At 63.6% G+C, this 25,752-nt stretch carries 27 protein-coding genes; 16 read left to right on the top strand and 11 right to left on the bottom strand.

Annotated features, from left to right (window positions below):
* Positions 1-8: 8 nt before the first annotated feature.
* From ACETII_RS03840 to ACETII_RS03830, 3 genes are read right to left on the bottom strand one after another with little or no spacing between them, the layout of a single operon-like run.
* Positions 9-1,301, bottom strand: a complete 1,293-nt coding sequence (locus ACETII_RS03840; protein ID WP_472787197.1) for a PP2C family protein-serine/threonine phosphatase — start codon at positions 1,299-1,301, stop codon at positions 9-11.
* Positions 1,298-1,726: an ATP-binding protein gene (locus tag ACETII_RS03835; protein ID WP_472787196.1), complete on the bottom strand. Its 429-nt coding sequence runs from the start codon at positions 1,724-1,726 to the stop codon at positions 1,298-1,300. The genes ACETII_RS03840 and ACETII_RS03835 overlap by 4 nt, the downstream gene beginning before the upstream one ends.
* Positions 1,723-3,645 (bottom strand): MFS transporter, encoded by a 1,923-nt coding sequence (locus tag ACETII_RS03830; protein ID WP_363349591.1) that lies wholly within the window; start codon positions 3,643-3,645, stop codon positions 1,723-1,725. Before ACETII_RS03830 ends, ACETII_RS03835 begins: the two co-directional genes overlap by 4 nt.
* A 117-nt stretch (positions 3,646-3,762) precedes the next feature.
* Between ACETII_RS03830 and ACETII_RS03825 the strand changes: the two genes are divergently transcribed.
* The 3 genes from ACETII_RS03825 to pncA all read left to right on the top strand — a co-directional run bounded on the left by ACETII_RS03825 (position 3,763) and on the right by pncA (position 6,150).
* The gene (locus tag ACETII_RS03825; RefSeq protein WP_363349590.1) at positions 3,763-4,101 is read left to right on the top strand and encodes an STAS domain-containing protein; all 339 of its coding nucleotides are present in this window, start codon (positions 3,763-3,765) and stop codon (positions 4,099-4,101) included.
* A 61-nt stretch (positions 4,102-4,162) separates the two neighbouring features.
* Positions 4,163-5,515: a nicotinate phosphoribosyltransferase gene (locus tag ACETII_RS03820; protein ID WP_472787195.1), complete on the top strand. Its 1,353-nt coding sequence runs from the start codon at positions 4,163-4,165 to the stop codon at positions 5,513-5,515.
* On the top strand, positions 5,512-6,150 hold the full coding sequence (gene pncA / locus ACETII_RS03815; RefSeq protein WP_472787194.1) for a bifunctional nicotinamidase/pyrazinamidase: 639 nt from the start codon (positions 5,512-5,514) through the stop codon (positions 6,148-6,150). The genes ACETII_RS03820 and pncA overlap by 4 nt, the downstream gene beginning before the upstream one ends.
* Before the next feature lie 3 nt (positions 6,151-6,153).
* On the opposite strand, the gene ACETII_RS03810 is transcribed toward pncA, so the two are convergent.
* Positions 6,154-7,584 (bottom strand): RtcB family protein, encoded by a 1,431-nt coding sequence (locus tag ACETII_RS03810; protein WP_472787193.1) that lies wholly within the window; start codon positions 7,582-7,584, stop codon positions 6,154-6,156.
* Positions 7,585-7,611: 27 nt separating this feature from the next.
* Positions 7,612-8,067, bottom strand: a complete 456-nt coding sequence (locus ACETII_RS03805) for an archease (RefSeq protein ID WP_363349586.1) — start codon at positions 8,065-8,067, stop codon at positions 7,612-7,614.
* Positions 8,068-8,400: 333 nt separating this feature from the next.
* On the opposite strand from ACETII_RS03805, the gene ACETII_RS03800 reads away from it, so the two are divergent.
* The 3 genes from ACETII_RS03800 (at position 8,401) to ACETII_RS03790 (ending at position 11,686) form a co-directional block, all read left to right on the top strand.
* Positions 8,401-9,471: an SGNH/GDSL hydrolase family protein gene (locus ACETII_RS03800; protein WP_472787192.1), complete on the top strand. Its 1,071-nt coding sequence runs from the start codon at positions 8,401-8,403 to the stop codon at positions 9,469-9,471.
* Between the two features lie 14 nt (positions 9,472-9,485).
* A complete protein-coding gene (locus ACETII_RS03795; protein WP_472787191.1) occupies positions 9,486-10,667 on the top strand; it encodes a hypothetical protein in 1,182 nt (393 codons plus the stop codon).
* Between the two features lie 92 nt (positions 10,668-10,759).
* Entirely contained in the window at positions 10,760-11,686 is a 927-nt protein-coding gene (locus tag ACETII_RS03790) for an NAD(P)/FAD-dependent oxidoreductase (protein WP_472787190.1), read from the top strand.
* Between the two features lie 7 nt (positions 11,687-11,693).
* On the opposite strand, the gene ACETII_RS03785 is transcribed toward ACETII_RS03790, so the two are convergent.
* Entirely contained in the window at positions 11,694-11,990 is a 297-nt protein-coding gene (locus tag ACETII_RS03785; RefSeq protein ID WP_363349580.1) for a SemiSWEET family sugar transporter, read from the bottom strand.
* A 135-nt stretch (positions 11,991-12,125) separates the two neighbouring features.
* Between ACETII_RS03785 and ACETII_RS03780 the strand changes: the two genes are divergently transcribed.
* The 3 genes from ACETII_RS03780 (at position 12,126) to ACETII_RS03770 (ending at position 15,353) form a co-directional block, all read left to right on the top strand.
* Entirely contained in the window at positions 12,126-12,617 is a 492-nt protein-coding gene (locus ACETII_RS03780) for a hypothetical protein (protein WP_472787189.1), read from the top strand.
* A 215-nt stretch (positions 12,618-12,832) separates the two neighbouring features.
* Positions 12,833-14,758, top strand: a complete 1,926-nt coding sequence (xoxF5, locus tag ACETII_RS03775; RefSeq protein ID WP_363349578.1) for a lanthanide-dependent methanol dehydrogenase XoxF5 — start codon at positions 12,833-12,835, stop codon at positions 14,756-14,758.
* 85 nt (positions 14,759-14,843) lie between these two features.
* Positions 14,844-15,353: a c-type cytochrome, methanol metabolism-related gene (locus tag ACETII_RS03770; protein ID WP_405044841.1), complete on the top strand. Its 510-nt coding sequence runs from the start codon at positions 14,844-14,846 to the stop codon at positions 15,351-15,353.
* An 87-nt stretch (positions 15,354-15,440) separates the two neighbouring features.
* On the opposite strand, the gene ACETII_RS03765 is transcribed toward ACETII_RS03770, so the two are convergent.
* Positions 15,441-15,656 (bottom strand): hypothetical protein, encoded by a 216-nt coding sequence (locus tag ACETII_RS03765; protein WP_363349577.1) that lies wholly within the window; start codon positions 15,654-15,656, stop codon positions 15,441-15,443.
* 174 nt (positions 15,657-15,830) lie between these two features.
* On the opposite strand from ACETII_RS03765, the gene ACETII_RS03760 reads away from it, so the two are divergent.
* Positions 15,831-16,241 (top strand): four-helix bundle copper-binding protein, encoded by a 411-nt coding sequence (locus tag ACETII_RS03760; protein WP_472787188.1) that lies wholly within the window; start codon positions 15,831-15,833, stop codon positions 16,239-16,241.
* A 142-nt stretch (positions 16,242-16,383) separates the two neighbouring features.
* The gene (locus ACETII_RS03755; protein ID WP_363349575.1) at positions 16,384-16,809 is read left to right on the top strand and encodes a hypothetical protein; all 426 of its coding nucleotides are present in this window, start codon (positions 16,384-16,386) and stop codon (positions 16,807-16,809) included.
* On the opposite strand, the gene ACETII_RS03750 is transcribed toward ACETII_RS03755, so the two are convergent.
* Positions 16,806-18,209: an amino acid permease gene (locus ACETII_RS03750; protein ID WP_472787187.1), complete on the bottom strand. Its 1,404-nt coding sequence runs from the start codon at positions 18,207-18,209 to the stop codon at positions 16,806-16,808. The genes ACETII_RS03755 and ACETII_RS03750 overlap by 4 nt on opposite strands.
* A gap of 168 nt (positions 18,210-18,377) precedes the next feature.
* On the opposite strand from ACETII_RS03750, the gene ACETII_RS03745 reads away from it, so the two are divergent.
* Positions 18,378-19,370 (top strand): aldo/keto reductase, encoded by a 993-nt coding sequence (locus ACETII_RS03745; protein WP_472787186.1) that lies wholly within the window; start codon positions 18,378-18,380, stop codon positions 19,368-19,370.
* 527 nt (positions 19,371-19,897) lie between these two features.
* On the opposite strand, the gene ACETII_RS03740 is transcribed toward ACETII_RS03745, so the two are convergent.
* Complete coding sequence (locus tag ACETII_RS03740; protein WP_472787185.1) at positions 19,898-21,130, bottom strand: ATP-binding protein; 1,233 nt, start codon at positions 21,128-21,130, stop codon at positions 19,898-19,900.
* A gap of 136 nt (positions 21,131-21,266) precedes the next feature.
* On the opposite strand from ACETII_RS03740, the gene ACETII_RS03735 reads away from it, so the two are divergent.
* Positions 21,267-22,007 (top strand): Crp/Fnr family transcriptional regulator, encoded by a 741-nt coding sequence (locus ACETII_RS03735; protein ID WP_363349571.1) that lies wholly within the window; start codon positions 21,267-21,269, stop codon positions 22,005-22,007.
* A 34-nt stretch (positions 22,008-22,041) separates the two neighbouring features.
* Here the strand turns inward: ACETII_RS03735 and ACETII_RS03730 are convergent, their stop codons facing one another.
* Both ACETII_RS03730 and ACETII_RS03725 read right to left on the bottom strand, forming a co-directional pair.
* Positions 22,042-22,335: a hypothetical protein gene (locus ACETII_RS03730; protein WP_363349570.1), complete on the bottom strand. Its 294-nt coding sequence runs from the start codon at positions 22,333-22,335 to the stop codon at positions 22,042-22,044.
* Positions 22,336-22,371: 36 nt separating this feature from the next.
* Positions 22,372-23,430 carry an alpha/beta hydrolase gene (locus ACETII_RS03725; RefSeq protein WP_472787184.1) on the bottom strand — a complete coding sequence of 353 codons (1,059 nt, stop codon included), beginning with the start codon at positions 23,428-23,430 and terminating at the stop codon, positions 22,372-22,374.
* Between the two features lie 169 nt (positions 23,431-23,599).
* On the opposite strand from ACETII_RS03725, the gene ACETII_RS03720 reads away from it, so the two are divergent.
* The 3 genes from ACETII_RS03720 (at position 23,600) to ACETII_RS03710 (ending at position 25,744) form a co-directional block, all read left to right on the top strand.
* A complete protein-coding gene (locus ACETII_RS03720; RefSeq protein WP_472787183.1) occupies positions 23,600-23,899 on the top strand; it encodes a hypothetical protein in 300 nt (99 codons plus the stop codon).
* 1,046 nt (positions 23,900-24,945) lie between these two features.
* On the top strand, positions 24,946-25,263 hold the full coding sequence (locus ACETII_RS03715; protein WP_472787182.1) for a hypothetical protein: 318 nt from the start codon (positions 24,946-24,948) through the stop codon (positions 25,261-25,263).
* A 244-nt stretch (positions 25,264-25,507) separates the two neighbouring features.
* Entirely contained in the window at positions 25,508-25,744 is a 237-nt protein-coding gene (locus ACETII_RS03710; protein WP_472787181.1) for a hypothetical protein, read from the top strand.
* The last annotated feature ends 8 nt before the right edge of the window (positions 25,745-25,752 follow it).

Here is a 25,752-nt window from a genome sequence, read left to right as displayed (position 1 = left end):
CGCGTCGCTTATTTTCGCTCAATCACAAGACAGCCGATGTCGTCGGCCTGTTCTTCGCCCTGCGCGAAATCGTCGACCGCGGTAAAGACCCGGGACATCAACGCGGCGGGCGCCAATGCCGGCTCAGCTCGAACCGTCTGCACGAAGCCGCTCTCGCCGAACTCCTCCTTCGCCGCATTCATCGCTTCGGTGACGCCGTCCGTGACGAGGATCAGTCGATCGCCCGGTTCGAGCTGCGCCTCGGCCATACGCGCGACGCAGCTTGCGTCGATCCCGAGCGCCGCGCCAGTCGACAGGAGGCGCGTGAGAGCGCCAGCTGACGAGACATGCGCCGGCGGCACATGTCCGCAATTGGCGTAGCGCAACGCGCCGGTGCGCAAGTCGAGGACGCCGAAAAAAACGGTCGCGAACATGGCGGCGTCGTTCTCTTCGCAGAGCAGGGCATTCGCGCGATTGACGATCTCGCCGACATCCTGCCGGTCGCGGCCGAGCGTTCTTAGAAGCGTGACGACAATCGAGGCGAAAAGACTCGCTGGCGTGCCTTTTCCACAGACGTCGCCGATCGCGAAGGCGAGCCTGTCGTCGTCCAGCATGAAAAAATCGTAGAAGTCGCCGCCGACCTCGCGCGCGGGCCGCATGCGCGCCGCGATCTCCATATCGGAGCGGCGGCGGTTGATCGCCGCGTCCTTGGGAAGAAGCGATTGCTGAATGAGCGCGGCGCTCGCCATTTCGTCCTCGCGGCGCCGTTTGCGGACAATCTCGGTGGCGAAGCGGCGGAAGGCCGCGGCGAAGGTCGCGAGGGCGGGCGGCGGATTGCCGAGATCCTCGAGAATGCGGCTGTCGAATTTGCGTTGCTCGAGCGCGGCGAGCGCGTTGGAATAAAGCCCGAGCGCTTCGTTGACGGCGCCGAGCTGACGGCCGAGCTGCTCCAGCGCCTTCAGCAGAAGCTCGGGCGACTGGCGCCCGAGTTCGAGAAGCTCGACGCGTCCGATCTCATAGAGGCGCACGGGCGTCGCCGCCGTCATGCTCGCCGTGCGCGGCAAGCCGGCGAGGGCGCCGATTTCGCCGATGAGCCGTGGCGCCTCCAGGATGGCGAGCGGCGCGGCGCCATAGGCCGTCTCCGCAAAAACTTGCACGGCGCCCTCATCGAGAAAGAAGGCGGAGTCGCTCTGATCGCCTTGTCGCACCAGCGTCTCGCCGGGCTGCAGGTCGAGCTTCCGTGCGCTCGCGACGAGGCTCCGGATCGCGTCGCGCGTCGCGCCGTCCAAGAGTTCGAAGGGATTCGCGCCCGGCTGCGTCATGGCTCGGCGCCTTCGATAAATTCGAGGACAACGACGTTTGCGTCTTCAAGCCGGTTGCACTCGATGCGATCGGCGAAGCGCCGGACAAGCGAGACGCCCCAACCGCCTGGCCGCGATTGGCTTAGGGACGGATCGCTCCTCCTCTCCGGCGCGTCGAGAAGATCAAAGGCTGCGCCATCGTCCTCGAGGCGCAGACGAAGCCTGTCGGGGAGGCGATCCAGAGCGATAGCCACCGCCAACAGCTCTCGCCCGCCGTGGTTCATGGCGTTGACGAGAAGCTCTTCTGCGCAAAGCTGCGCGCCGAAGGACTGCCGCTCCGTCGCGCCGAGCGCGCGCGCTTCAGAGGCGATCCAGGCGACCGCCGTCTGAATGTCTCCGGCCGCGAGGCTGAAGCCGGCGCGCCGCGTTTGAGGAGCGTCCGTCAAGACGCCTCCTGCGTTTCGGCGTCGCCGCCGATCAGGGTCGCCATGGCGAGCGAAATGAGCGCGGCGAGCGACAGGTAGAAGGCGGGCGCGAGCGGATTGCCGGTGATCTTGGTAAGGAAGACTGCGACCATGGGCACCGTTCCGCCAAAGACCGAGAGCGAGAGATTATAGCCGATCGAGAGGCCGGAACATCTTACATGCTTGGGGAAGGCCTCGACGAGAAACGCGGGGCTCGCGCCATAGCCCGACATGAACAGCGCGAAGGCGCATTGTCCAAGCAGGATGGCGCCGAGATGCGGGACGCTCATCAGCCGGAAGAGCGGCCAGGCGAAGAGCGCGAGCCCGAGGGCGCCGGCCATCAGCACGGGCTTGCGGCCGATTTTATCGGAGAGCGCGCCGGCGAGCGGCGTGAAGATCAACATGAAGAAGATCGCGATGCTGTTGAGCGTCAGCGCCGTGGAGGCGGAAAGATGCTGCTGTTCCTTGAGCCAGGTCGAGACATAGACGAAGCAGAGATAGAAACCGACGCCGTTGCCGAGCGTGAAGCCCACGACCTTGAGGATGGTGCGCCATTGCGTGCGGAAGGCCTCGAAAACCGGCGATTTGCGCGCTTCTTCGGTCTGCACGATCGCTTGATCGGGCGGCAGGCGGCGGCGAATGACGAAGACGACGAGGCCGATGAGCAGCCCCGTAAAAAAGGCGAGGCGCCAGCCCCATGAAGCGGCCGCCTTCTCCGGCAGGAACGCCATGAGCGCCGCGCCGACCGCGGAGCCGAGCAGCAGACCGCCGAGCGCGCCGAAGGGCGCGAAGCTGCCGACAAAGCCGCGCCGGCTCGCCTGCGCTTCCTCGACCAGCAGCACCATGGACGTCGTATATTCGCCGCCGACGGCGAGACCCTGCGCCAGACGCAACAGGATCAACAGGGCAGGGGCCGCGAGGCCGATCTGCGCATAGGTCGGCAGGAGCGACATCAGCAGCGTCGGGATGATCATCAATATGACCGAGCCGACGACGGCGGCGCGACGGCCGAGGCGGTCGCCGACATGGCCGAAGAGCAGCCCTCCGAGCGGCCGGGCGATAAAGCCGACGGCGAATACGCCGAAAGAGGCGATGAGCGAAACGGACGGATCGTCGGAGGGGAAGAACTGTGAGCCGATCGCGGCGGCGAAGAAGCCATAGACGCCGAAATCGTACCATTCCATCACATTGCCGGCGAGGCCGGCGATCACGGTCCGGCGCTCGGCGGCGCGCGTCTCGAGATTGACCTCATGCGCGGTGCGCGCGATCTCGCCCCCGATCAAATCCATGCGCGCGATCTGGCGGATGCGCGGCTTGACCCTTTGTAACTCCTTTGGCGTCAGAATGCGCTCGAAGACGAAACATGCGTCCGCGAGCGACGTGAGCGCGACGTCGGTCGGCGACGGGATATCGTCATTATAGAGCAAAGCGAGGATGCGCTTCTTCGCCTCCGGCCTTTCCTGCCCCTCGACCACAGGATACCGCCGCCCCTTGAGCACCCAGAGAAAGGCGTGATCGCTCTGGCGCAAGACGCCGCGCGCGCAGAGGTTGGAGAGCGCCGCCCGGCGCATCGCCGGCGCGTGGCGGGACAGGCGCGTGATCCAGCCCTGCGCGCTGAGACGCTGCGGCTCGGCGGCGATCTCGGCGAGCGCCGTATCGAGCGCCGCGTCGCCGGTGGACGCGGCGTCCACGGCGTAGACGCCGTCGAGATCCGAATCGATACGCCCGCGCAGCGCAAGATCCATCAAGGCCGCGCCGGCGATTCCACAATTGAGATAGATTTCCGGCACGCTGTCGAATTCGCCGCCGCTGTCCTCTAAGGTGAGAAGCAGAAACTCCTCGATCAGGCTGATCTGCGACACGGAGACCGGGCTCCCGGCGCGATCTACGGCTATGCTCATGTCTGCTCCTTGAAAAGAACGTCCCCCGCTGGACGACCGGCGGGGAGAGGGTCTAAAGCTACGGCGGCGTCCGATAATAAGTGCCGGTTGCATAACCGTCACCGGGGAAATGTAAAAATGGATTTGACCCATGAGCTTTCGAACGGCCTGCGCGTGGTCAGGCCGATGAGCCGTATCGACAGCGGCACGGCCGCGGCTTTCGAGGAGCAATGTGCGGCCTTGCTCGACGACGGCCCCCACAAGGTCGTGGTCGATTTTTCGCAAGTGGAATACGTCAGCTCCGCGGGGTTGAGAGCGCTCCTCATTGCGGCGAAGAAAGCAAAGTCGCTGGGCGGCGCGCTGACGCTTTGCGGTCTGCGCGGCAATGTCAAAGAGGTGATGGCGGTAAGCGGCTTCGACGTTATTCTCGGTTCGCATCCGAGCGTTCAGGAAGCTGCGGCGGCGCTCCAAGGCTAGGACTTTCCGCTCGATGACGCCGTCCGGCGCGTTACCTCTTCGAGACGATGAGGGAGAGAGGATGGACTGCGCCGGGAGTTCGCTGCTGACCGATCTTTATCAGCTGAAGATGGCCGAGGCCTATCTGACGCAAGACGTCGTCGAGACCGCCGTTTTCGAATTTTTCGTCCGCCGGCTTCCGCCGAGCCGGGGCTTTCTGGTGGCGGCGGGGCTCGAGCAGGCGCTCGCCTTTCTCGAAACTCTCAGTTTTTCCAAAGAGGATATCGACTGGCTCGCCAGCACCGGGATGTTCGGCGCAGCCTTTCTCGAGCAGCTTGCGGCGTTCCGCTTCACCGGCGACGTGCACGCCATGCCCGAAGGTACGGTCTTCTTCCCCAACGAACCCATTCTGCGCGTCACGGCGCCTCTGCCGCAGGCGCAGCTCGTCGAGACGCGGCTCATCAACATCCTGCATCTTCAGTCGCTGATCGCCTCGAAGGCGGCGCGCCATGTGCTGCTGGCGCAAGGCCGGCAGCTCGTCGATTTCGGCTTGCGCCGCGCCCATGGCGCCGAAGCCGGGTTGATGGCGGCGCGCGCGAGCTATCTCGCCGGCTATGACGGCACGGCCACAGTGCTCGCCGGCAAATGTTTCGGCGTGCCGCTCTTTGGCACGATGGCCCACTCCTTCATCCAGGCTTTCGACGACGAGAGGAAGGCTTTCGAAGCTTTTGCGGAGAGTCATCCCGACGATCTCGTGTTGCTGCTCGACACTTACGACACGGAAGCCGCGGCGCGGAAGCTCGTTGCGCTGGCGCCGGGCTTGGGCGCGCGCGGCGTAAGCGTCAAGGCGGTTCGTCTGGATAGCGGCGATCTCGTGGCTTTGTCGAAAAGCGTGCGCGCGATCCTGGACGCAGGGGGATTGAAAGACGTCCGCATTCTCGTCAGCGGGGGACTCGATGACGCGGACATTCGCGCCATCATCAAGGCGGGCGCGCCCGTCGACGGGTTCGGGATCGGCACGAGCCTCACGACCTCTTCCGATGCGCCCGCGCTCGACTGCGCGTATAAGCTCGAAGAATATGCGGGCGTGGCGCGGCGCAAACGCTCCAGGGGCAAGGAGACCTATCCCGGACGCAAACAGGTGTGGCGGCGTTTCGGACCGGACGGCGGAATGTGCGGCGACGTGATTTCGCTGGAAGACGACACGCACGAAGGCGAGCCTCTGCTGCGTTCCGTGATGCGGCAGGGCCGTCGGCTTGCGCCTACGCCGTCGCTCGCCGAAAGCCGCGCGCGCGCGAAGGAAAATCTCTCAAAGCTTCCTGTCGCCTTGCAGCGGCTCGACGCCGCCGCCACCTACTGCGTCGACATTGGCGCGGCGTTGCGGGCGTTGGTCTCCGAAGTCGATCGCCGCACGGAGGGAGGGGCGTCTTCATGACTCACAAGGTCGGCGAGAACGACGCGCTCCTCGTCGTCGACGTGCAAAATGATTTCTGCCCCGGCGGCGCGCTGGCGATTTCGAATGCCGACGAAATAATCCCGCGCATCAACAGGCTTGCCCACGCCTTTCCCCATGTCGTTCTGACGCAGGATTGGCATCCGCCCGGGCATGTCTCGTTTGCTTCTGCGCATCCCGGCCGGAAGCCGTTCGAAATCATCGACCTGTCCTACGGCGAACAAGAGCTTTGGCCGGATCACTGCGTGCAGGGAACGTTCGGCGCGGCCTTTCATCCCACGCTCGCAATCCCCCATGCCGAACTGATCATGCGCAAGGGATTTCACCGCGACATCGATTCCTATTCGGTTTTTTTTGAAAATGACGCCAGGACGCCGACGGGCCTTGCCGGCTATTTGCACGAGCGCGGCCTCACGCGCGTGTTCATCGCGGGGCTGGCCTTCGACTTTTGCGTGCGCTTTTCAGCCGAAGACGCGACGCGTCTCGGCTTCGAGGCCGTGATCGTCGAAGACGCCACCCGCGCCATCGACAGCGACGGGTCGCTCGCCCTTGCGCGCGAAAGCCTCGCCGCCTGTCGTGTCGCCTGCGTCCATGTCGAGGCGTTCGCGCGTCTTTGAGGCCTATCCTTTCACGCAGATCATGGGCCTGAGAAAGGCGACTTTCTTGGCGAGGCCCGACGCTTCCGCCGAGTCGACGACGGCCCCGACATCCTTATAGGCGCCGGGCGCTTCCTCGGCGACGCCGCGCATCGAGGGGCTCTTGACGATGATCCCCTGCGCGCGAAGGTCGTCGACGACCTGCCGGCCGCCCCACATCCGCGTCGCGGCGTGGCGGCTCATGCGCCGTCCTGCGCCGTGGCAGGCGGAGGAAAAGGCGCGCTCTTCGCTCGTCGTCACGCCCGCGAGGACAAAAGAGCCCGTCCCCATGCTGCCGCCGATGAGAACGGGTTGGCCGAAGGCCCGCAGCGTCTCGGGCAGCCGCTCGTCGCCGGGACCGAAGGCGCGCGTCGCGCCCTTGCGATGGACATAAAGATCGCGCGTCCCGCCGTCGACCGTGTGCCGCTCGACCTTGCAGGTGTTGTGCGAGACGTCGAACATCAGCGGCAGTTCCCCGTGCTGGAAAAAGCGGGCGAAGACCTGCCGCGTGAGATGGCCGATGATCTCGCGATTGGCGAGGGCGCAGTTGATGGCCGAGCGCATCGCGCCGAGATAGCGGCGCCCGAGGTCAGACTTGATCGGCGCGCAGGCGAGCTCCCGGTCGGGAAGCGCAATCCCGAGCGCCGGCGCCGAAACCGCCATCTCGCGCAAGAATTCCGTGCCGATCTGGTGGCCGAGCCCGCGCGAGCCGCAATGGATGGTGACGACGCATTCGCCGCGTTTCAATCCATAGCCCTCGGCGACGACGGGATCGAAAATGTCGACGACTTCCTGAACCTCGAGATAATGGTTGCCGGAGCCGAGCGTGCCCATTTCGCGGCGCTGACGCTTGCGCGCGAATTCGGAGACTTCGGCCGGATCGGCGTCAACGGCCCGCCCCTGCTCCTCGATGCGTAGAAGATCCTCTTCCCGTCCGAACCCCCGCTCGACGGCCCATCTGGCGCCTCCCGAGAGCATCGCCGTCATTTCCTGATCGTCCAGGCGAAGCTCGCCCTCGGCGCCAAGACCGACCGGGATATGTTCATAGAGCGCCGCCGCGAGATCATCCTGGACAGCGTGGATCTGATCCGGCGTGAGCCCCGTGAGATGGGTGCGCACGCCGCAGGACACGTCGAAGCCCACGCCCCCCGCCGAGACCACGCCGCCCTCGTCCGCGTCGAAAGCGGCGACGCCGCCGATCGGAAAGCCGTAGCCCCAATGCGCGTCGGGCATGGCGTAGGCGGCGCGCGCCACGCCGGGAAGTTTGGCGACATTGGCGATCTGCTCCAAGACCTTGTCGTCCATTTCGGAAACCAGCGTCTCGGCTGCGTAGATGATCGCCGGCGCCCGCATCCCGTCACGCGGCGAAAGCCGCCAGGCGGATTCGGACAGTTTCTCGAGTCGGGAAATATCCATTTCTGCCCCTCTCGCGCTCGCTTCCGCCTAGACGTCGACCACACATTGTGCGCGCCACTGGCCCGGCGAGTCCTCCGCCACGGCCAATTCGGTGAAAGTTGCGCCTTTGGGCTCGACAGCCGGCGCGTGGCGATCTCTCGAGACGGCTTCGCCATGAGCGCGCGCCGTCAGACGGCCCTTGCCGATTTTTATGTCGAAGGTCCCGAAAATCATCCGCCGCTCCGCCATTTCGAAGATCAGGGCGTTGAGCCAGTCGAGGAACAGCAGATCGAGGCTCGGCGCCTCCCGTTCGATCTCGACCGTCTCGGCGCCGCGCACCAGAGCGGGGTCGGTGATCGCGGCGACGAGCGCCAGCGCTCCCTGCTCGAAAGCCTGCGCCGGCGTCGCGCCGAAACCCCGGATCCCGAGGTCGGCGTCATGCGGGAAATGCTCCCAGCGCTTGCTCGGGGCGGGCGGGGAGGGGATCGCTGGCGGATCGCTCATAACGGCGCGCCTCCGGTCGCCGGAGCAATGGTCGCGCACAAAACCGGCAGGCGTCAATGCACGCCCAAGCGCTCCCGCGCGCAGCTGGAAAGCGCTCGACGCCCGCACCTGGAAAGCGCTCGAATTGCAATTTTTCTGGCTATGAATTAGCTGTCCCGCCAGCTTTTAGACGGCGGCCGTTCTGATCCCGACAGGCCGCGATCCGGGGTCCTATGCTCCATGCTTGATTTAAGAAGTCCTCTCAAAGTATTAAGCGCAATTCTCGTTGCGGCTGTTCTTGCGTGGGCTGGCTATGCATTTATCGAAGCGAACCGCCATCTTGTCCTTTACGAGGTGTTTCTCGTATTCCTTCTGTTTTCTTACTTCGTTGTTGTTCTCCGCGGCGGCTGGCGCGACGTCGCCTTGATATGCGCCTCGCTCGCCTTCGGGATCGTGGCCATCGAAGTCGTTTTGTGGCGGATGAACAATTCGCCCACCACCTTTCGCGAGAAAGGCAGTTGGGGGATCAAGGGCGAACTTGGCTTGAGTCCGATCCGACCCGGCGTCATTCATGAGAAGAAAATCGCCGCCAATGGGGACGTGATCTTCGACGTCTCCTACACGATCAAGGACGATTTGACGCGCAAGGTCGATTCGGCGCAGGGGCCGCTCGTGGCCTTCTTCGGCGATTCTTTTACCTATGGCGCGGGCGTGAACGACGGCGACACGCTGCCGCAGATTTTCGCCGATCTGACCAAGGGCGCCTATCACGTCGTCAATTTCGGGGTTTCCGGATATGGGCCGCAGCAGACGCTGCGCGCGCTGGAGACGGACCTCTATCCGGTCCTCAAGGAGAACCCGCGTCTGTTCGTCATCCAAACGGCGCCCTGGCACGCCTTCCGCACCTCTTGCAAGGCCGACAACGCCTGGTTCGGGCCGAGCTACGAACTGGAGAATGGCGAACCGGTCTATCGCGGCTCCTGCGCGTCGCGGCAGTCGACCTTCAGACGGGCGATGACGACTCTGCTGCGTTGGACGGAGGCCTATGACCATTTCATTGGTCAGCGCGAAAAGCCGGTCGAGCCTCAGGACATGGAGCTCTACATCGACATCATCGCCAGGGCGGCCGACATCGCCAAGCAGAAATACGGCGTGCCGACGATCGTTCTCTACCTGCCGGACGATCTTTCCAATCCGCGCTACCATTTGGGGCCGTCGATCACCAACGCCGTGCTCATGGAGCGGCTGCGCCAACGGGGCGTGAAGGTGGTGGATTTGATGATTGATGTGACCGCCTATCCCGGTCAGCAGCTCATCATCCCCGGCGACGGCCATCCCACGGGACTTCTCAACCGGATCTGGGGCGAGCGCCTGCGTGATTACGTGGCCTCGGAATTCACGTCCGTCGCCGCGGACGCAAAATAGGCGAGGCCCCGCATATGACCCGCTCTCTCCCCCTCAAGACCTCGGCCGCTCTCCTTCTTGCGGGAGCCGCAATTTTCGGCGTCCTCAATTTCGTGCAGCCGTCTCGCTACGTGGTTCTTCTGATCGTGGCGATCGTCTTCGCGACGTTTGTCTATTTCATCGCCATTCTGCGGGGACGCTGGCGGGACGCGGCGCTGCTCTGCGCCACGCTCGCCTTTGGCTTCGGAATCATCGAAGTCGTGTCTTTGCATCTCGGCGGCTTTGCGACCACCTACAAGGACCGAGGCAGCTGGGCGCGGGTGGGCGAGCTCGGCTGGCGGCCAGCCCGCCCGGGGCCGATCCACGAAAAGAAGATCGCGCCCAACGGCGACGTCGTTTACGACGTCGTCAACACCATCGACGAGAATCTGACGCGTAAGGTCAACTCGGCTGCGGAGGGCCCGACGGTCGCCTTTTTCGGAGACTCCATGACCTTCGGCGCGGGCCTCAACGATAATGAGACCCTGCCGCAGGCCTTCGCCGATGTGACTGACCGCCGTTTCCGCGTGCTCAATCTTGCCGTGACCGCCTATGGCCCGCAGCAGTTTCTGCGCGCGCTGGAGATCGGCGAGCACGACGCACTGCTGAAAAAGGACCCTCGCCTGTTCGTCATGCTCACCGCCCCGTGGCATGCGGGCCGGACCTCCTGCAAGGAGCGTAACCAATGGTACGCGCCGCGCTATGTCTTCGAAAACGGAGCGCCGGTTTATCGCGGCTCCTGTGCAGAGGCGGCGTCGGGCCTCTTCGGCGCCGCCCGCGCGCTGCTGCGCTCGACCGAAATGTTCCACTACTTCTTCGAATCCCGGGAGCCGCCGATCGAGGAAGCGGATGTCGATCTTTACGTCGCGGTTCTGGGCAGGGCGGGGGAGCTTGCGCGCCAGAAGTATGGCGCTGAGACCTTGATCATGTATCTGCCGGACAATGTCGCGTCGGAGCGTTACCGGCTCGGCCCCGCCTATGGAAACGACGCCATCATGGAGAAGCTTCGCGCCGCCGGCCTGCATGTCGCCGAGGTCAAGCCGATTGATCCCGCGGCGTACCCCGGCCGCCCGCTGTTCATCCCGGGCGACGGCCACCCGACGGGTCTTACGGATCACATCTGGGCCGAGCAGATCAGGGACGTTGTGATGAAGGACTTCGCCGCCGCCTGGCGGTGACGAAAGGGCGAACAAGGGCCAGCCCCGACCGTTAGGTGGGGGCGACGCGGTTCGAGTCTGACGCCGCGACGCCTCATCCTTGGGAAGAGCGCATGGCCGAGATTTGGGACGCGATCATCGTCGGCGCGGGGCCGGCAGGCCTGAGCGCCGCGCTCTATCTGGCGCGTTTTCGCCGATCGACGCTCGTCATTCACGACGGGCGCAGCCGGGCCGCCCAGATTCCGCTCACCCATAATGTGCCGGGCTGCCCGTCGGGCGTGTGTGGCGAGCGGCTTCTCTCGAGAATGACGCGCCATGCCGTTGAATATGGCGCCGCCCTCGTGGGCGCGCATGTCGAAAGCGCGTCGATCTGCGACCGCGGTTTCGCGCTTCGCTCGAACGATGGAACAGGGTGGTCATGCCGGGCGCTCGTCCTCGCCACCGGCGTCGATCAGAACGACGTGCCGATCGAAGCGCGGGCGCGTCAGGCGGCGATCGACGCCGGCGTGTTGCGCTATTGTCCGATCTGCGACGGCTATGAGCATATTGGCCAGCGCATCGCCGTCATCGGCTGCGATCGGCAAGGCGCGGGGGAGGCGCTGTTCCTTCGGCGATACTCCGCCGACGTCACGCTGATTCCCAGACGCTACGCCGATCTCGACAGCGCGATCTTGCAGAAGCTGCTCGACTCCGGCGTGCGCGTCCTCAAGGCCCCGGTCGCGCGCTTCATTTTCCGAGAGCGCGAAATGAGGCTGCAATTCCAGAACGGAGCCGGCGAAGCCCATTTCGACGTTGTTTATCCCGCGCTCGGCTTGCATCCACGCTGCAAGCTGGCGACAGAACTCGGTCTCGCCGTGGACGACGCAGGCGCTTTAGGCGCTGAATCCATATTTGGCACGAAGGTCCCGGGCCTTTACGCCGCGGGGGACGTCGTCGCCGGCCTCGACCAGATCAGCGTCGCCATGGGGCACGGCGCCATCGCGGCCACAAAAGCGCATAATTGGCTGCGGGACCAGGACGGCCAGGCGCTCGAACGCTGACCCCAGCCTATGCTTCCGGGTCAAGGGCGTCGGCGACGGCGTCCTTTTTGCGCTGGGGCAGCTGTTTCATCGTCAGGATGAAGGCCGCAAGCGCAAAGCAGATGGCGTTGGGCGCGATCAGCGCCCAGTCGCCGCGCAGGACGCCATAAGACATCCACAATGCGAAGGCGGCGACCGTCAAGACATACATCTTGCCGGAGATCGACTCTGTGTCCCTCGTCTTGATGATCTTCCAGGCTTGCGGGGCGAAGCTCGCCGTCGAGCAAATGGCGGCGGCGGCCCCAATAAAGCCAGCGACGTCCATGTCCGCTCCTTTCGGCCAATGGCGCATGAACGACAGCGGCGCGCTCGATGTTCCAGCGGCCTGGACGCTCTCGGAACCAGCGCCCGCGACATCGGTTCTGCGTTGGGGGAAGAACCTTCGAAGAGGGAGGCGGAAATGGAACGCCGCGCCATAGCAGAGCTTGTCGGGACGGCACGAGTCTATGGACCCGAGGAATTGGAGTGGGCCGTGCGCCGGCGCAGGCTGGAGCGTCTCGCGAGCGTGCTCGAGTCGACGCGCGAGCCGGTCAAGCTGTTTTCAACGATGGAATGCTATCCGAGACGGGAGCGTCTGACGCTTCGGATGGAGCATTCGCCGCTCGCAGTCGCTTACCACGATGCGCAGTTCCGCCGGGAAGGCCTGACGGGCGATAGCGTCGGCGAAGGCATGGCCTTCTTCAACTTGTCCATGCGCGAGGCGCATGCGCTGCTGTGCGATTGCGGCTACGGCGGGTTTTCGCTGCTGCGCACGCCGCTCTCCAGCCTGATCGCCCGGCGCGCAAGAAAACTTGCCGCCAAGCGCAATCTCGCCGAGTGGCGTGAATTGGCGGCCTCCTGGATGGATGCGGCGACGTCGCGCCTCTCGGCCTGGAAGAAGCACACCGCTTGATCAAGATCAGCCGATCCGCCTTGCCGCCAGCATGAGCGAAGGCTTAAAGGGCTTCCGGGAATCGCTTCCGGAGGCCTTTTTCTTTCGGTCTATTGCTAACGACTGGCGACAATTACGCTTGGCTGTCTGGGCGCTCTGGTTTTCTCTTCGAAAATGCCCTATGAAGCCGCGGTTCCGTAAAGCGGTCGGGAAACCGCCTTTGGGAGGGAAAACGAATGCGAAAGCTGTTGCTGTCGGCTTCAGTGGGTATCCTCGCTCTTGTGACATCGGGTCAGTCCTACGCGCAGAAGTGGCAGCTTACGCCGGAAGATGCCGCGAAATACGCGCCTCCTGCTCCTGCCGCGACCGCGCCTGCGCCGGCCGCCTCGACGTCGGCCGCGACGTCTTCGGACGAGCTTCTCGCTTTGCAGAAGGACCCCAAGCAGTGGGTGTCGCCGACGGGCGACTACGCCAATGTCCGCCACTCGGCGTTGAAGCAGATCACCGCCGACAATGTGGCGAAGCTGCAGCTCGCCTGGCAGTTTTCGACGGGCGTTCTGCGCGGCCACGAGGGCGCGCCGCTGGTCGTGGGCGACGTGATGTATCTGCATACGCCGTTCCCCAACATCGTTTATGCGCTCGATCTGAAGGATCCCGACCACAAGATCCTCTGGAAATACGAGCCCAAGCAGGATCCGTCGGTCGTGCCGGTGATGTGCTGCGACACGGTCAACCGCGGCCTCGCCTATGGCGACGGCAAGATCTTCCTCGCCCAGGCCGACACGACGCTCGTCGCGCTCGACGCCAAGACCGGCAAGCTCGTCTGGTCGGTGAAGAACGGCGATCCGTCCAAGGGCCAGACCTCGACCGCCGCTCCGCATGTGTTCAAGGACAAGGTCTTCGTCGGCATCGCCGGCGGCGAGTTCGGCGTGCGCGGCCATATCACCGCCTATTCGGTGAAGGACGGCAAGCAGGCGTGGCGCGGCTACTCGATGGGCCCGGACGCCGACACGCTGATCGACCCCGACAAGACCACCCATCTCGGCAAGGTCGTGGGCAAGGATTCGGGCATCTCGACCTGGCAGGGCGACCAGTGGCAGACGGGCGGCGGCACCACCTGGGGCTGGTATTCCTACGACCCGGAGCTGAACCTCGTTTATTACGGCTCGGGCAACCCCTCGACGTGGAACCCGGTGCAGCGCCCGGGCGACAATCGCTGGTCGATGACGATCTGGGCGCGCGACCTCGACACCGGCAAGGTGAAGTGGCTCTATCAGATGACGCCCCACGACGAGTGGGACTATGACGGCATCAATGAGATGGTGCTGGCCGATCAGCCGATCGGCGGCAAGACGGTCAAGACGCTGGTTCACTTCGACCGCAACGGCTTCGGCTATACGCTCGACCGCACCAACGGCGATCTGCTGGTCGCCGAGAAATACGATCCGGCGGTGAACTGGGCGACGAAGGTCGACATGGACAAGGCGTCGCCGACCTATGGGCGTCCGCTGGTCGTCGACAAATATTCGACGCAGCACAATGGCGAGGACACCAACACGCAGAACGTCTGCCCGGCGGCGCTGGGGTCGAAGGACCAGCAGCCGGCGTCCTACGACGCGGCGACGGGTCTGTTCCTGGTGCCGACGAACCACGTCTGCATGGACTATGAGCCGTTCCGCGTGAGCTATACGGCGGGCCAGCCTTACGTCGGCGCGACGCTGGAGATGTTCCCGGCGGGGCGGGTTCTCGGCGACGGGACGAACCACACCGGCAATTTCATCGCCTGGGACGCGAAGGTCGGCAAGATCGTGTGGTCGAACAAGGAGCAGTTCTCGGTTTGGGGCGGGGCGACGTCGACGGACGGCGGCGTGACCTTCTACGGGACGCTCGAAGGGTATCTGAAGGCGGTCGACACCAAGACCGGCAAGGAGCTCTACAAGTACAAGACGCCGTCGGGCATCATCGGCAACGTCATCACCTATGAGGCGGGCGGCAAGCAGTATGTGGCGGTGCTGTCGGGCGTCGGCGGCTGGGCGGGCATCGGCCTGGCGGCCGGTCTCTCCAAGTCCAACGAGGGCCTCGGCGCGGTCGGCAATTACGCCTCGCTCGCCAATTACACCGCGCTCGGCGGCGTGCTCAGCGTGTTTGCGCTGCCGAACTAAACGGCAAAGCAGGCCCGTAAACTAACAACCGGCGCTCGGCGAATTCATTCCGCCGAGCGCCGTCTTTGTAACGAGGAGAGAAAGTATGAGATCGTCGCTTTTCGGGGCGCTGGCCCTGGGCGTCATGACCTTTGTGGGAACCTCCGCCATGGCCGAGGCGCCCGGAGACCCCAAGGCCGTCAAATCGACCGACGGCAAATATTTCGACGCCAAGGGCGATCCCACCTATAACGTCGCGGCCGACGGCACGGTGGACTGGTACACCTTCTCCGGCTATCGCCGCTATCACGCCGAATGCCACGTCTGCCACGGCCCGAACGGCGGCGGCTCGACCTACGCCCCCGCGCTGAAGGATTCGGTGAAGCGCTTCAATTATGCGGAATTCGCCGGCATCGTGATCGGCGGCCGTCAGAACGGCAACAGCGTCATGCCGGCCTTCGCCGACAACAAGAACGCCGTCTGCTACGTCGACGACCTTTACGTCTATCTCCGCGCGCTCTCGACCGGCGCCATCCAGGCCGGCCGCCCGGAGAAGAAGGAAGCCCGTCCCGAGGCCTTCGCCAAGGCCGAAGCCGAGTGCATGAGCGCCAAGTAAGCAAATTGGCCCGACTGCGGCGCAGCCGCAGTCTGGCTACTCGTATAGCTGACGTTTACCGCTTTCGAATTCTTGGGCCTCGGCTCGTCAGCCCCGGTCGCTTTCTCTGATCATATGCCTGAGCATGAACCCGACGGCGTAAGAGAAAATAGCGCCGAAGAGGCCGAGAAAGGCCGAGTTTACATATTTTGGCTGGAGACCTTCGGAAAACATACGCGCGATCGATACGCCGATGAGCAAGACGAAAGGCGCGGCGATGGCGATTCCGATCCAGTAGACAATGGTCCCGATTTGTCTTGGCATTTTGGTCTCCAACCGATCCCTAAGCTTATCTGTCGAGAAGGCTTTCTCCCCAGCGCAGTTCCCGCCATTCGACGCGCTTTATCGGCCGCGCGCCGCCCCTGGCTTCGGCGGGGGCGAAACAATCTTCCAGGCGCGGATGTTATCCGATGGTCTCCAACCATGGGAGGGACGCTCATGCACGTCCAGGAAATGATCAGTGCGCACCCCGACGTAAAGGGTCAGGTCAATGACGCGCTCATCCGCTGCATCGAAGAGTGCTACGATTGCGGCCAGTCCTGCCTGTCCTGCGCCGACGCCTGCCTCGGCGAGCAAGACGTGAATCAGCTGAAGCAGTGCATTCGCCTCAATCTCGATTGCGCCGACGTCTGTTTCGCAACAGGGGCCACGGGCGCGCGGCGCACGGGCTCGAATGAAGAGCTTATCCGTTCGATGCTGGAAACCTGCGCGGTGGCCTGCCGCCTCTGCGCGGAAGAGTGTGAGAAACACGCATCTCGTCACGAGCACTGCAGGGTCTGCGCCGAATCCTGTCGGCGCTGCGAAGAAGCCTGCGAAGGCGCCGTTCGCACCATCGGCTTCCGGCATTAGCCCAGAAACGCCCAGCGGGGATGGCCTCTCTCCCGGTCAGCCCCGCATCGGGCGCCGCCCTACGTGATTCTCCCGATTGGCCTACCACGTCGACGCATGACACTCTGGCGCAAAGGCGTTGCGTTCCGGGGGGAGTTGCATCATGCGTCTTGTGCTTGTCGACCATGGCGGCGAGCGCATCCGGGGCGATTCCGCTCGCTTTGCCGCGCGCTCGCCCGAATGGGCCGAATGCACTTTCCGCGAAGTTGGCGTCGCGAAGCTCTCCTTGATGGCGGCCCGCCTGTTGGACGAGAGCGAAGGCCGGTTCAGCTGGCGCTATCAATATTCATCCTTCGGACCGGCGCGTCGCGGCGGCGGTTACGATGTCTTTTCGTGCAGCGACGACCTCGATGAGGCGCCGCCGGCGCATTTCGAGGACATTTCCAACGTCATGTGCGAGTGCTTCTACGTCGGCCACGTGCACTGCATCCCGCCTGTGATCTCGCTGCATTCGCGACGGCGCGCGGCGAAAGCCGCCCATTCCGACGGTGGCGCGCCGCGGCCTCGCGTTCACGCATCCCGGCGCTAACCGACCCTTGGCGCCGAAGGCGGGGCCGCAGCGATCTGCGGGCGGACCCGCCGCAAGGGCGTCAGACGAAAGCCCGCCGCAATCAGGCAAAGCAGAAGCAGGCCGATCAGCACCGGGGCCCTTGTTTCCGACACGCTGACCAGAATGCCGATGACGCCGATCAGAAAGGCTGCGGCGACCAAGTTCGAGAACGGCCACAACGGCGACCTGAACGCGGGAATGGGTTCGCCCTGTTCAGCGAGCCGCCGCCGGAATTTGACATGCGTGTAGAGGATGCTCAGCCAGATCAAGATGCCGATGAAGGTCACGGCCGCGGTGAGATATTCGAAGGCCTGGGCCGGCGTAAAGTAGTTCAAGCCGGCGCCCAGGAACAGAAAGACGACGGTCATCAGCATGGCGCGGATCGGAATGCCGTTCGGCGCAATGAAACTGAACCACGCGGGGGCCTGCTGCGCTTTCGCGAGCGTGTAGAGAATCCTGCCGCTGCTGAAGATTCCGCCGTTGCAGGAGGAGAGGGCCGCGGTCACGACGACGAAATTGATGAGCCCCGCCGCTTTCTCGAGCCCCATGCGTTGGAATACCTGCACGAAGGGGCTGCCGTCGACGCCGATCCGGTTCCAGGGAAAAATAGCCAGGATGACGAACAGCGCGCCGACATAAAAGATGATGATGCGCCAGACGAAGGAATTGATCGCCATCGGAATCGTCGTCTGCGGGTTTTCAGCCTCGCCGGCGGCGATGCCGATCATTTCGACGCCGACATAGGCATAAACGACCATCTGCATCGAGAGCAGGCAGCCGGCGACGCCCTCGGGGAAAAAGCCGCCTATCTGCGTCAGATTTGAAAGGCCGACAGGCCCCCATTCGCCAGGGAAGCCGAAGATAATGACAAAGAGGCCGAGCCCGATCATGACGAGAATGGTCGCGACCTTGATGAGGGCGAACCAGAACTCGAACTCGCCGAAGACGCGGGCCGTGAAGAGATTGACCATCCCCATCATCGCAATCGCGGAGAAGGCCCAGATCCATTGGCCCGAACCCGGAAACCAGTATTGCATGTAAATGCCGACCGCCGTGACCTCGGCAATCGCGATGATCGTCCAGTAGAACCAGTATCCCCAGCCGACGAGATAACCGAGAAAGGGGCTGACATAGTGGGAGGCGTAGGCGGCGAAGGACCCCGTCACCGGATGATAGATCGCCATCTCGCCCAAGGCGCGGAGGATGACGAACACCATGGCGCCGGCGATGAGATAGGCGAGAAGGATCGACGGCCCGGCGACTTTGATGGCGGAGGCGGAGCCGAGGAACAGGCCCACGCCAATCGTGGAGCCGAGCGCAAGCAGCCGCATCTGCCGCACGCCGAGACTGCGTTTGAAGCCGTCGTGATCCTGATCCATGAGCGGGTCTCTATATTTCTTGAAAGGAATAGAAAGCGTCTGGAAGCTTGGCGATTGACGCGCGCCAAAGTTCAGTCAACTTAAGCGAGCCGCGACGCGTCGGCTAGACCATACCGAGCATTGGCCGGGGGCGGAGCCGGCGACGCGCGCCAAAGCGAGGAAGCGGCCATGTTGCAGCGCAGGCTCGGAGCCCATGGTCCGATCGTCTCGGCGGTCGGCCTCGGCTGTATGGGGATGACCGATCTCTACGGGCCGGCGGATCGCGCGACGGGGCAAGCCACGATCCGAGCGGCGATCGACGCCGGCGTTTCATTGCTCGATACGGGCGACTTCTATGGCATGGGAGAGAATGAACTGCTGATCGCCGAGGCCATCAGGCCGTTTCGACGCGAGCAGATTTTACTGAGCGTCAAATTCGGCGCTTTGCGCGATCCGGGCGGAAAATGGATGGGCGTCGACGGTCGCCCGGCGGCCGTGAAGAACTTCCTCGCCTATTCCTTGAAGCGCCTTGGGGTCGATTACATCGACGTCTATCGTCCCGCGCGTCTCGATCCTTCCGTGCCGATCGGAGAGACGATCGGCGCCATCGCCGACATGGTCAAAGCTGGTTACGTGCGTTTCATCGGGCTCTCGGAAGTTGGATCGGAAACGCTGCGCCATGCAGTCGCCGTCCATCCGATCGTCGATTTGCAAATCGAGTACGGTCTATTCTCTCGCGATATCGAGACGTCCATCCTCCCGCTGTGTCGTGAGCTCGGCGTTTCGATTACCGCCTACGGCGTCCTCGGCCGCGGGCTTGTCGGCGGAAATTGGACGGCGGACCGAATGATCTCCGCCGATGATTACCGCGGCGCCGTCCCGCGTTTTCTCGGGCCGAATGTCGAGAAGAATCTCCGGCTGGTGGACACGGTCAGAGGCGTCGCCCAGGCCCACGACGCCACCGTCGCCCAGATTGCAATCGCCTGGGCGTTGTCGCGCGGCGCGGATATCGTGCCGATCATCGGCGCCAGGCGGCCGGAGCAACTCGTCGACGCGGTTGCGGCGCTGCGCGTCGAACTCGGTCCAAACGAGGTCCAGGTACTCGACGCCATAGCCGCTTCCGTTTGCGGAACGCGCTATCCCGCTGCCCAATTGGCCCATCTCGACAGTGAAAGAGGTTAGGGACCTCGTCCCTGGCGTTGATCGCGCGGCCGCAGGCGGGGGCGGATCTTTGGGAGGATACGGGAGCCCAATGAACCGCCCCACCGCAGCCGCGAGTCGCCACAGCCGCCACGCCGGCGCAGGTTACATTGCTGCGCAGGCTAGAAAGTAACGCCTCGGCCTTGCCGAAAAATTTCCCATCGGTGTCTGAACGGCCCGCGCTCGGGACGCGACGGGGCAGGAACGGCCGCGCGCGACAGCGCCGGAGCGTCGCGATTGATCGGTGAAAAGATCAAGAGAAAGATGAGCTTGGCGTTTCGCGCCCATCGCCTTTTCCGCCTCCGCTGCCCAGTCAGCATTGTTTCCGCAATATTTCAGCGCGCGGAGCCTCGGCGGCTGTCTGTGCTCGTGAGCACATCGCCGACCGCTGCGCCCGTGCGAGGCCACCGTTGGGGCTGGCCGCTTGCGAGCGGTTCGGCTGGGCGGTCCGTCGTTTCCCTCATTCGGCGGGCCGCCTTCTCTTGAAAGCGGTGCTTGGCGCTGCGGCGTCAGGAGGCGCGCGGCAGCCAGAGGTCGACCGACGTGCCTTTCCCTTCGGCGCTCCTGAGACGCATCGCGCCGCCCGACTGCGCCACGAAGTCCCGGATCATCGAAAGGCCGAGGCCTGTGCCAGATTGTCCGCTCTTTGTCGTAAAGAGCGGCTCCGCGGCGCGGTCGAGCGTTTCTTTGTTCATGCCGCAGCCGGTGTCCGAGGCGGTCAGCCGGACATAATCGCCCTTGGTCAGAGCGGGAAAATCCGGAGCCTCCTGCTCGACCCGCTCCTCGACGACCTCGATTGTAAAGGCGCCGCCACGCGGCATTGCGTCTCGCGCATTGGTCGCCAGGTTCACCAGCGTCAGCTCGAGCAGGTGCGGCTCGACCATGATTGCCGGCAGCCCGGGAGGCGCGTTCAGAACACAGACAATGTCGGGCCCCAGCGAATAATGTAAAAGCTGCCGCATGCCCTCGAGCAGCTCGGGGATAGAAACCGGCTTGGGCTCAAAATCTGTGCGCCGGGCGTAAAGGAGCAGTCGCCCGGCCAGATTTGCGGCCCGTTCTGCGGTTGCGAGGGCGTCGAGCGCATGGGCCTGGGGCTGCCCTTTCAATTGCCTCTGCAGCACGCGCAGGTTCGCCATGATGACCGCCAGCACATTGTTGAAGTCATGGACGACCGTGCTGGTGAACTGGCCGATGCTCTCCATTTTTTGCGCCTCGAAGAGTTTCGCCAACGCCTCCTTGGCTTGCGCGGTTCGCTCTTCGACCTGACGCTCGAGGTCCGAATTGAGACGGCGCAGCCGTTCTTCGCTTTCCCGCAGCCGCTCTTCGACCTTGCGGTATTCTGTAACGTCCACCTCGACGACGACGCCGCCGACGATCCGTCCTTGAGGGTCGACGATCGGAGCTGAGTTGTTGAAGAAGAAGCGTCGCTCCCCGGTCTGGAAGTGTTCGGACTGCACGAGCTCGTTGCGAACCACCTCGCCCGTTCGCAAGGTGCGGGCCATCGCCCATTCTTGCGCCGTCAGGCGTTGGCCGGAGTGCGGCCAATAGCCCACCCAATCAGAGTAGCCCTCCCAATTCGCGGTGACAGGCGGGGCCCCCCACAGATCGCGGCTGGCGGCGTTGTCACGAATGATCTTGCCATGGGCGTCTGCGATGATGACGCCAACTGGCAGCGCATCGAGCACGGCGTTGAGCATGGATTTGCTCAGCTCTCCATCGTTGTCAGCCTCGAGCTCGGTCATTTGTCTTTCTGAGTTGGTCAAGAGCATGCTTTTAAAGCAGCATAATCGGGGCGACTTGTCTGCTCACAAATGAACATAAGGCCGGGGAGCGCGGTTAACGCCTAACTAAAGGTCAGAAGTCGCACGCTGGTGGAGAATGGCTACCAATCCCTGCGCCGGTGAGCAGGAGGGCAACAATCTGCTGCGCGCCCTCCGCCCAAACGATCTGGCGTTGCTTACGCCCTATCTAGAGATCTGGTCGGGCGCTCGCGGCCAGGTCATCTACAATCCCGGCGACGACGTCACCCATGTCTATTTCCCCTGCGGCGCAAGCGTCGCCTGCTTCTTGACGCCGCTCCCGGAGGGAGAGCTTATCGAAGCCGCCCTCGTGGGCCGAGAAGGCGCGATCGGGGGCGTGGTGAGTGAAGGAAATCTTCCCGCCTTCGCCCGCGCCGAGGTGCAATCCGCGGGTCAGTTTCTGCGGATGCCGATCAAGCGGTTGGACGCGGCGAAGCGGTCTTCGCCTGCTATCCGCACCCTCTTCGCGCGCTACGCTGACTGCCTGCTCGCCCAGGTGTTTCAATCAGTCGCCTGTAACGCCGCGCATACGATCGAACAGCGAACGGCGAAATGGCTGCTCGCCGCGATGGACCGCACCGGCCAGGAGAAGCTTGCGCTCACGCAAGATCAATTGGCGGGAATGCTCGGCATTGGCCGCAGTTATCTGACCCGCGTGGTCAAACCGCTGCGGGAGAGAGGGCTGATTGATACGGGACGCGGAATGATCCGGGTGCTCAATCGCAGCGCGCTCGAAACCGTCTCCTGCGGGTGTGACGAAGCATGGCGGCGGCATTTTGGCGTCGCGCTGCGCGGCGTCTATCCCGGTCCCCGCGATTAGGGTGCGAACTCCAGAGGGTTTGGGAAAGAATGTATCAGCCGCCGAGGCGCGCGTCTGGCGCCGGACGTTTTTGCGGCGGGAACAGGCCGAGCGGATCATCGATCCACATCACCGCTATCCCCTGGCGCTCGGCATAGGACAACGCCTGCAGGAAAGCGTCCGCAACCGGCAAGCGCTCCGGAAAGGCGTCCGGCGCGGGACTTCTTCCGAACACCTCAATGGCGACCCGGGCGAAAATGGACGGCTCGGCGTTCGCGTCGCGGCGAATATGCAGGGCGATAATGGGCCCATTCGGCAGGGCGCTTCGGTGTTCGACAATCCTGATCACGCGCCTCTCCACTATCGCTTCAGCTCTTCAGGGAAATTATAGGCGGGTGGCGCGTCTGAGAAAATCGCAGAGATGATCGACGCGCGGGCCCATGGCGTCGATCCAGCCCATCAAACTTGCGACGCCATGCACGACGCCGTTCCAGACATGAAACTCGAGCTGAGCGCCAGCCGCGTCGGCGCGCGCCGCCAAAGATCTGGAATCGTCCAGCAACGGATCGAACTCGCAGGCCGCGACGTAGAGCGGCGGCAGGCCCGTCAGCTTGGCGAGTAGCGGAACCGCGAGCGGATTTCGCCGGCTGGCTTCATTTTGAAGATAGTCGTTGAGGTATCGACCCATGTCGGCGGAGCCAAGAAAATATGCGCCGCCGCCGTAGGCGCGATGGGACGGCGTTTCGAGGTCCAGGGAATAGGCGCCGTACAGCAGCGCGGCTGCGCGGATCGGGCTGTCGCCGGCGTCGCGCAGCGCGAGGCAGAGAGCGAGCGCGAGGTTGGCGCCGGCGGAGTCTCCAATGACGGCCAATCTGCTTGCGTCAACGCCGAGGGTCGATCCCTCGGACGCCGCCCAGCGGACGGCCGCGATGCAGTCGTCCAGCGGCGCGGGAAAAGGATGCTCGGGCGCGAGAGCATAGTCGACGCTCAGGCACCGAAGACCCGATCTTTGCGCGATCTGGCGGGCGAAGCCGTCATAGGTGTCGACGCTCCCCATGACCCAGCCGCCGCCGTGCAGCAGAATGACCGTTGGCGCCGGGGCGGCGGCGCCTGGATCATAGAGTCTGATCCGCGCGCGACCGCTTGGGACGCTGATCGTGCGCTCTTCGATATGCGGGAGCGCGGGGGCGCCTGCGCCGAAGAAAAAGGACAGGCTGGAATTGATCGTCCGAAGTTCGCCCGGCGAAAGCTGCGCCGGAGGGGGCAGTCCCTTCAGTCGCGCATAGATCATGCGCAGGACGTCGCGCAGTTGTGGATCGAGCGGGCGCCATGCCGGCTCGAATTGCGCGAGCCAGACGTCGGTCGCCGGTCGATCGCCTGCATCGCCGGACCAGGCGGCGCGGTCGCCCGTCGCCTTGGTCGGGTCTTGGCCTGGTGCGCTCATTCGATTCTCTTTCGCGAAAAGCATAACAACAAAATCATTAGCGGGGGTCGCGGCCTTGGACCAGGCTTTGCGTTTCTTTGCCTGGGACGCGCCAAAAACATCGCATTTACAGTAAGCGGCGATCTCGTTTAGTCCTGCTGCTCCTTCCACTAAACGCGGTGACCCTCACGTGACTATTCCCCCGATCGACCCCTGGGTCGCTGCTGGCGTTGTCTTATCGACAGCCTTGACCGACGCCGTCTATGTCTTTTTCAATGCGGCGGTGTCGATGCGCCGCCGCTATGCAGCGGCCGGCTGGAGCAGCACCTGGTACGTGCTGTCAGCCTTCGCTGTTATCAGTTATACGTCGAACTGGGCCTATGTTCTGTTCGCCGCGCTCGGCGCATGGATCGGCGGTTTCTTTTCCATCACGGCGCTCGAACGCTTTGCGCCGCTTCCGCCGCACTATCGTCGAGACAGGAAAGACTAAGTAAGTTGAAGGCGCGCGGCCTTATTTCGCTTGGCTTTGCATTTGCCAACTGTAACGGTTTTAGAGCAGAATTGAGTACATCCGGCTCCTTCGGTTTCGAAAGGATTGCCTATGAGAAATTTTTTATTGGGCGTGGTTGGTCTCACGCTCTTCGGCTTCCTTGTTTTGTGGATGCTTCCGCCGCTTCCCGGCGCCTCGCGGAAAACCGACGATGCCGAAGCTCGCGCGCCCGCGCCCGCGCCGGCGGCGACGCCGCCGACCCCACATGTTGCAGAGACTGTTGTGACTCCCGCTGTCGCGCCGCCGGCGGCTCCGATTGCGGAAAAGCCGGCGCCGATCCCGGCAGAGCCTGCCTCGCCGTCGCCGCCGACCGCAATGGACACACCCGCCGCTCCCGAGCCCGCGCCCGCGCCGTCGGTGACCCCTGCAAAGCAGGCCGCGCCCGCTTCGAGCCAAGCCCCCAAAAGCCGGATGACAAGAGAACCCGCCAGGCCGAAGCCCGCGCCGGTTGCAAGGAAGGCGACAACCGCCTCGCTTGCAAAGAAGCCTGCGCCGTCGAACCCGGGGAAAAAACCGAAAGGCCGCTGACCGCCTCGCGCTCCCGGCCCGGCGGCGACACAGAAGCGACAACCGGTTAAAGCGCTACAATGTCAACCTAAACTGGGCTAGGGAACTCCATTCACACGGGCGTCTCCTAGCAATCGAGCTTCGCCCCGAAAGCCGTTGGCTGAAAGCGTTATAGTTCTAAAATTGGAACGGTTCACCAACGCTAACGGGACAGGCACAATTGGGTTGGCGGGGATTTGCGGGCAGCAAGAGAGGCTGAACTGGAGTGGTGCGTATCGGCAGTTGCAGTCTCGGTTGGAGCGGAGTTCCCAGCGGGTTCACCGGAATAACCGGCCTCAGAGACGGTTGTATTGCGAGTTGAGCAGAAGCAACGCCACAGGTTACGACGAGAGCAATAGAAGCAAGAAAGAGTGATTTCATGACGAAATCCTCCAGGTGATGGATGATTCCAAGTTCATATAAAGGGGGGTTGTCGCCACATGTCAATTTTGATGTCGACAATCTCACCTTTTCCGAATCTGCCTTGGTGGTTTGCTACAGTTTGCCGCTGGCATCTTGATCGCATTGGCCGCTGGGTGGTGGGCGCCACCAGACTCGCAAATAACGGCGCGACGGAGCGGCAACTAAACGCGATCTACGGCTGGGCCGACGGCTCGCAAGAGTCGGCGCGCTACAGCCAAAAGGCCGACCGGAAACGACTCGTGCGGGATGGAATGGCCAAGTTCGGAGAGAACGAAACAGGGTTCTATGGAGCACCCGTCTCCCCCGTGCGGACGGGAGACCTGAAAGCAAAGTAGAATCAATGCCTGTATTTTGCATTGGTAGGCCGGGAGGGACTTGAACCCCCAACCAGTCCGTTATGAGCGGCGGAACATAAAACAAAATGGCGGAAAACAAAGGGTTTTGGCGCAATCTAATTGAGGAATGTTCCGTTTTTGGTCCCGTGTTTCTTGGGCGTTTCTTGGGCCGACGCGCTGTTGCCACCCGAACGAGTGTGCGCGTAAATACGCCCTATATCGCTGCGCTTTGGGATTTTGAATTATGAAAAGAACCGGCATTTTTATCTCGGCCGTCGCGCTAGCCGGAACCAGCACGGCGCTCGCCGCTCCCATAGATCAGGTGGCGGTTCCGGCTAGCGCACCCGCTTGCGCTCAGTCCGAGAACTTCCCGGCGGCCGACGCAATCGGCGGCATAATCCTCTTTTCCTTTATCGCGGGGCTGGCGTGGGAGCGCTGGCTCGTCCCGTTTGTGCAGCGGGCCTTCCGCGATCAGAACTGACCATAAAA

The organism is Methylocystis sp. NC52PC, assembly GCF_055698645.1.
This window is presented reverse-complemented; position numbering and strand designations above follow the sequence as displayed.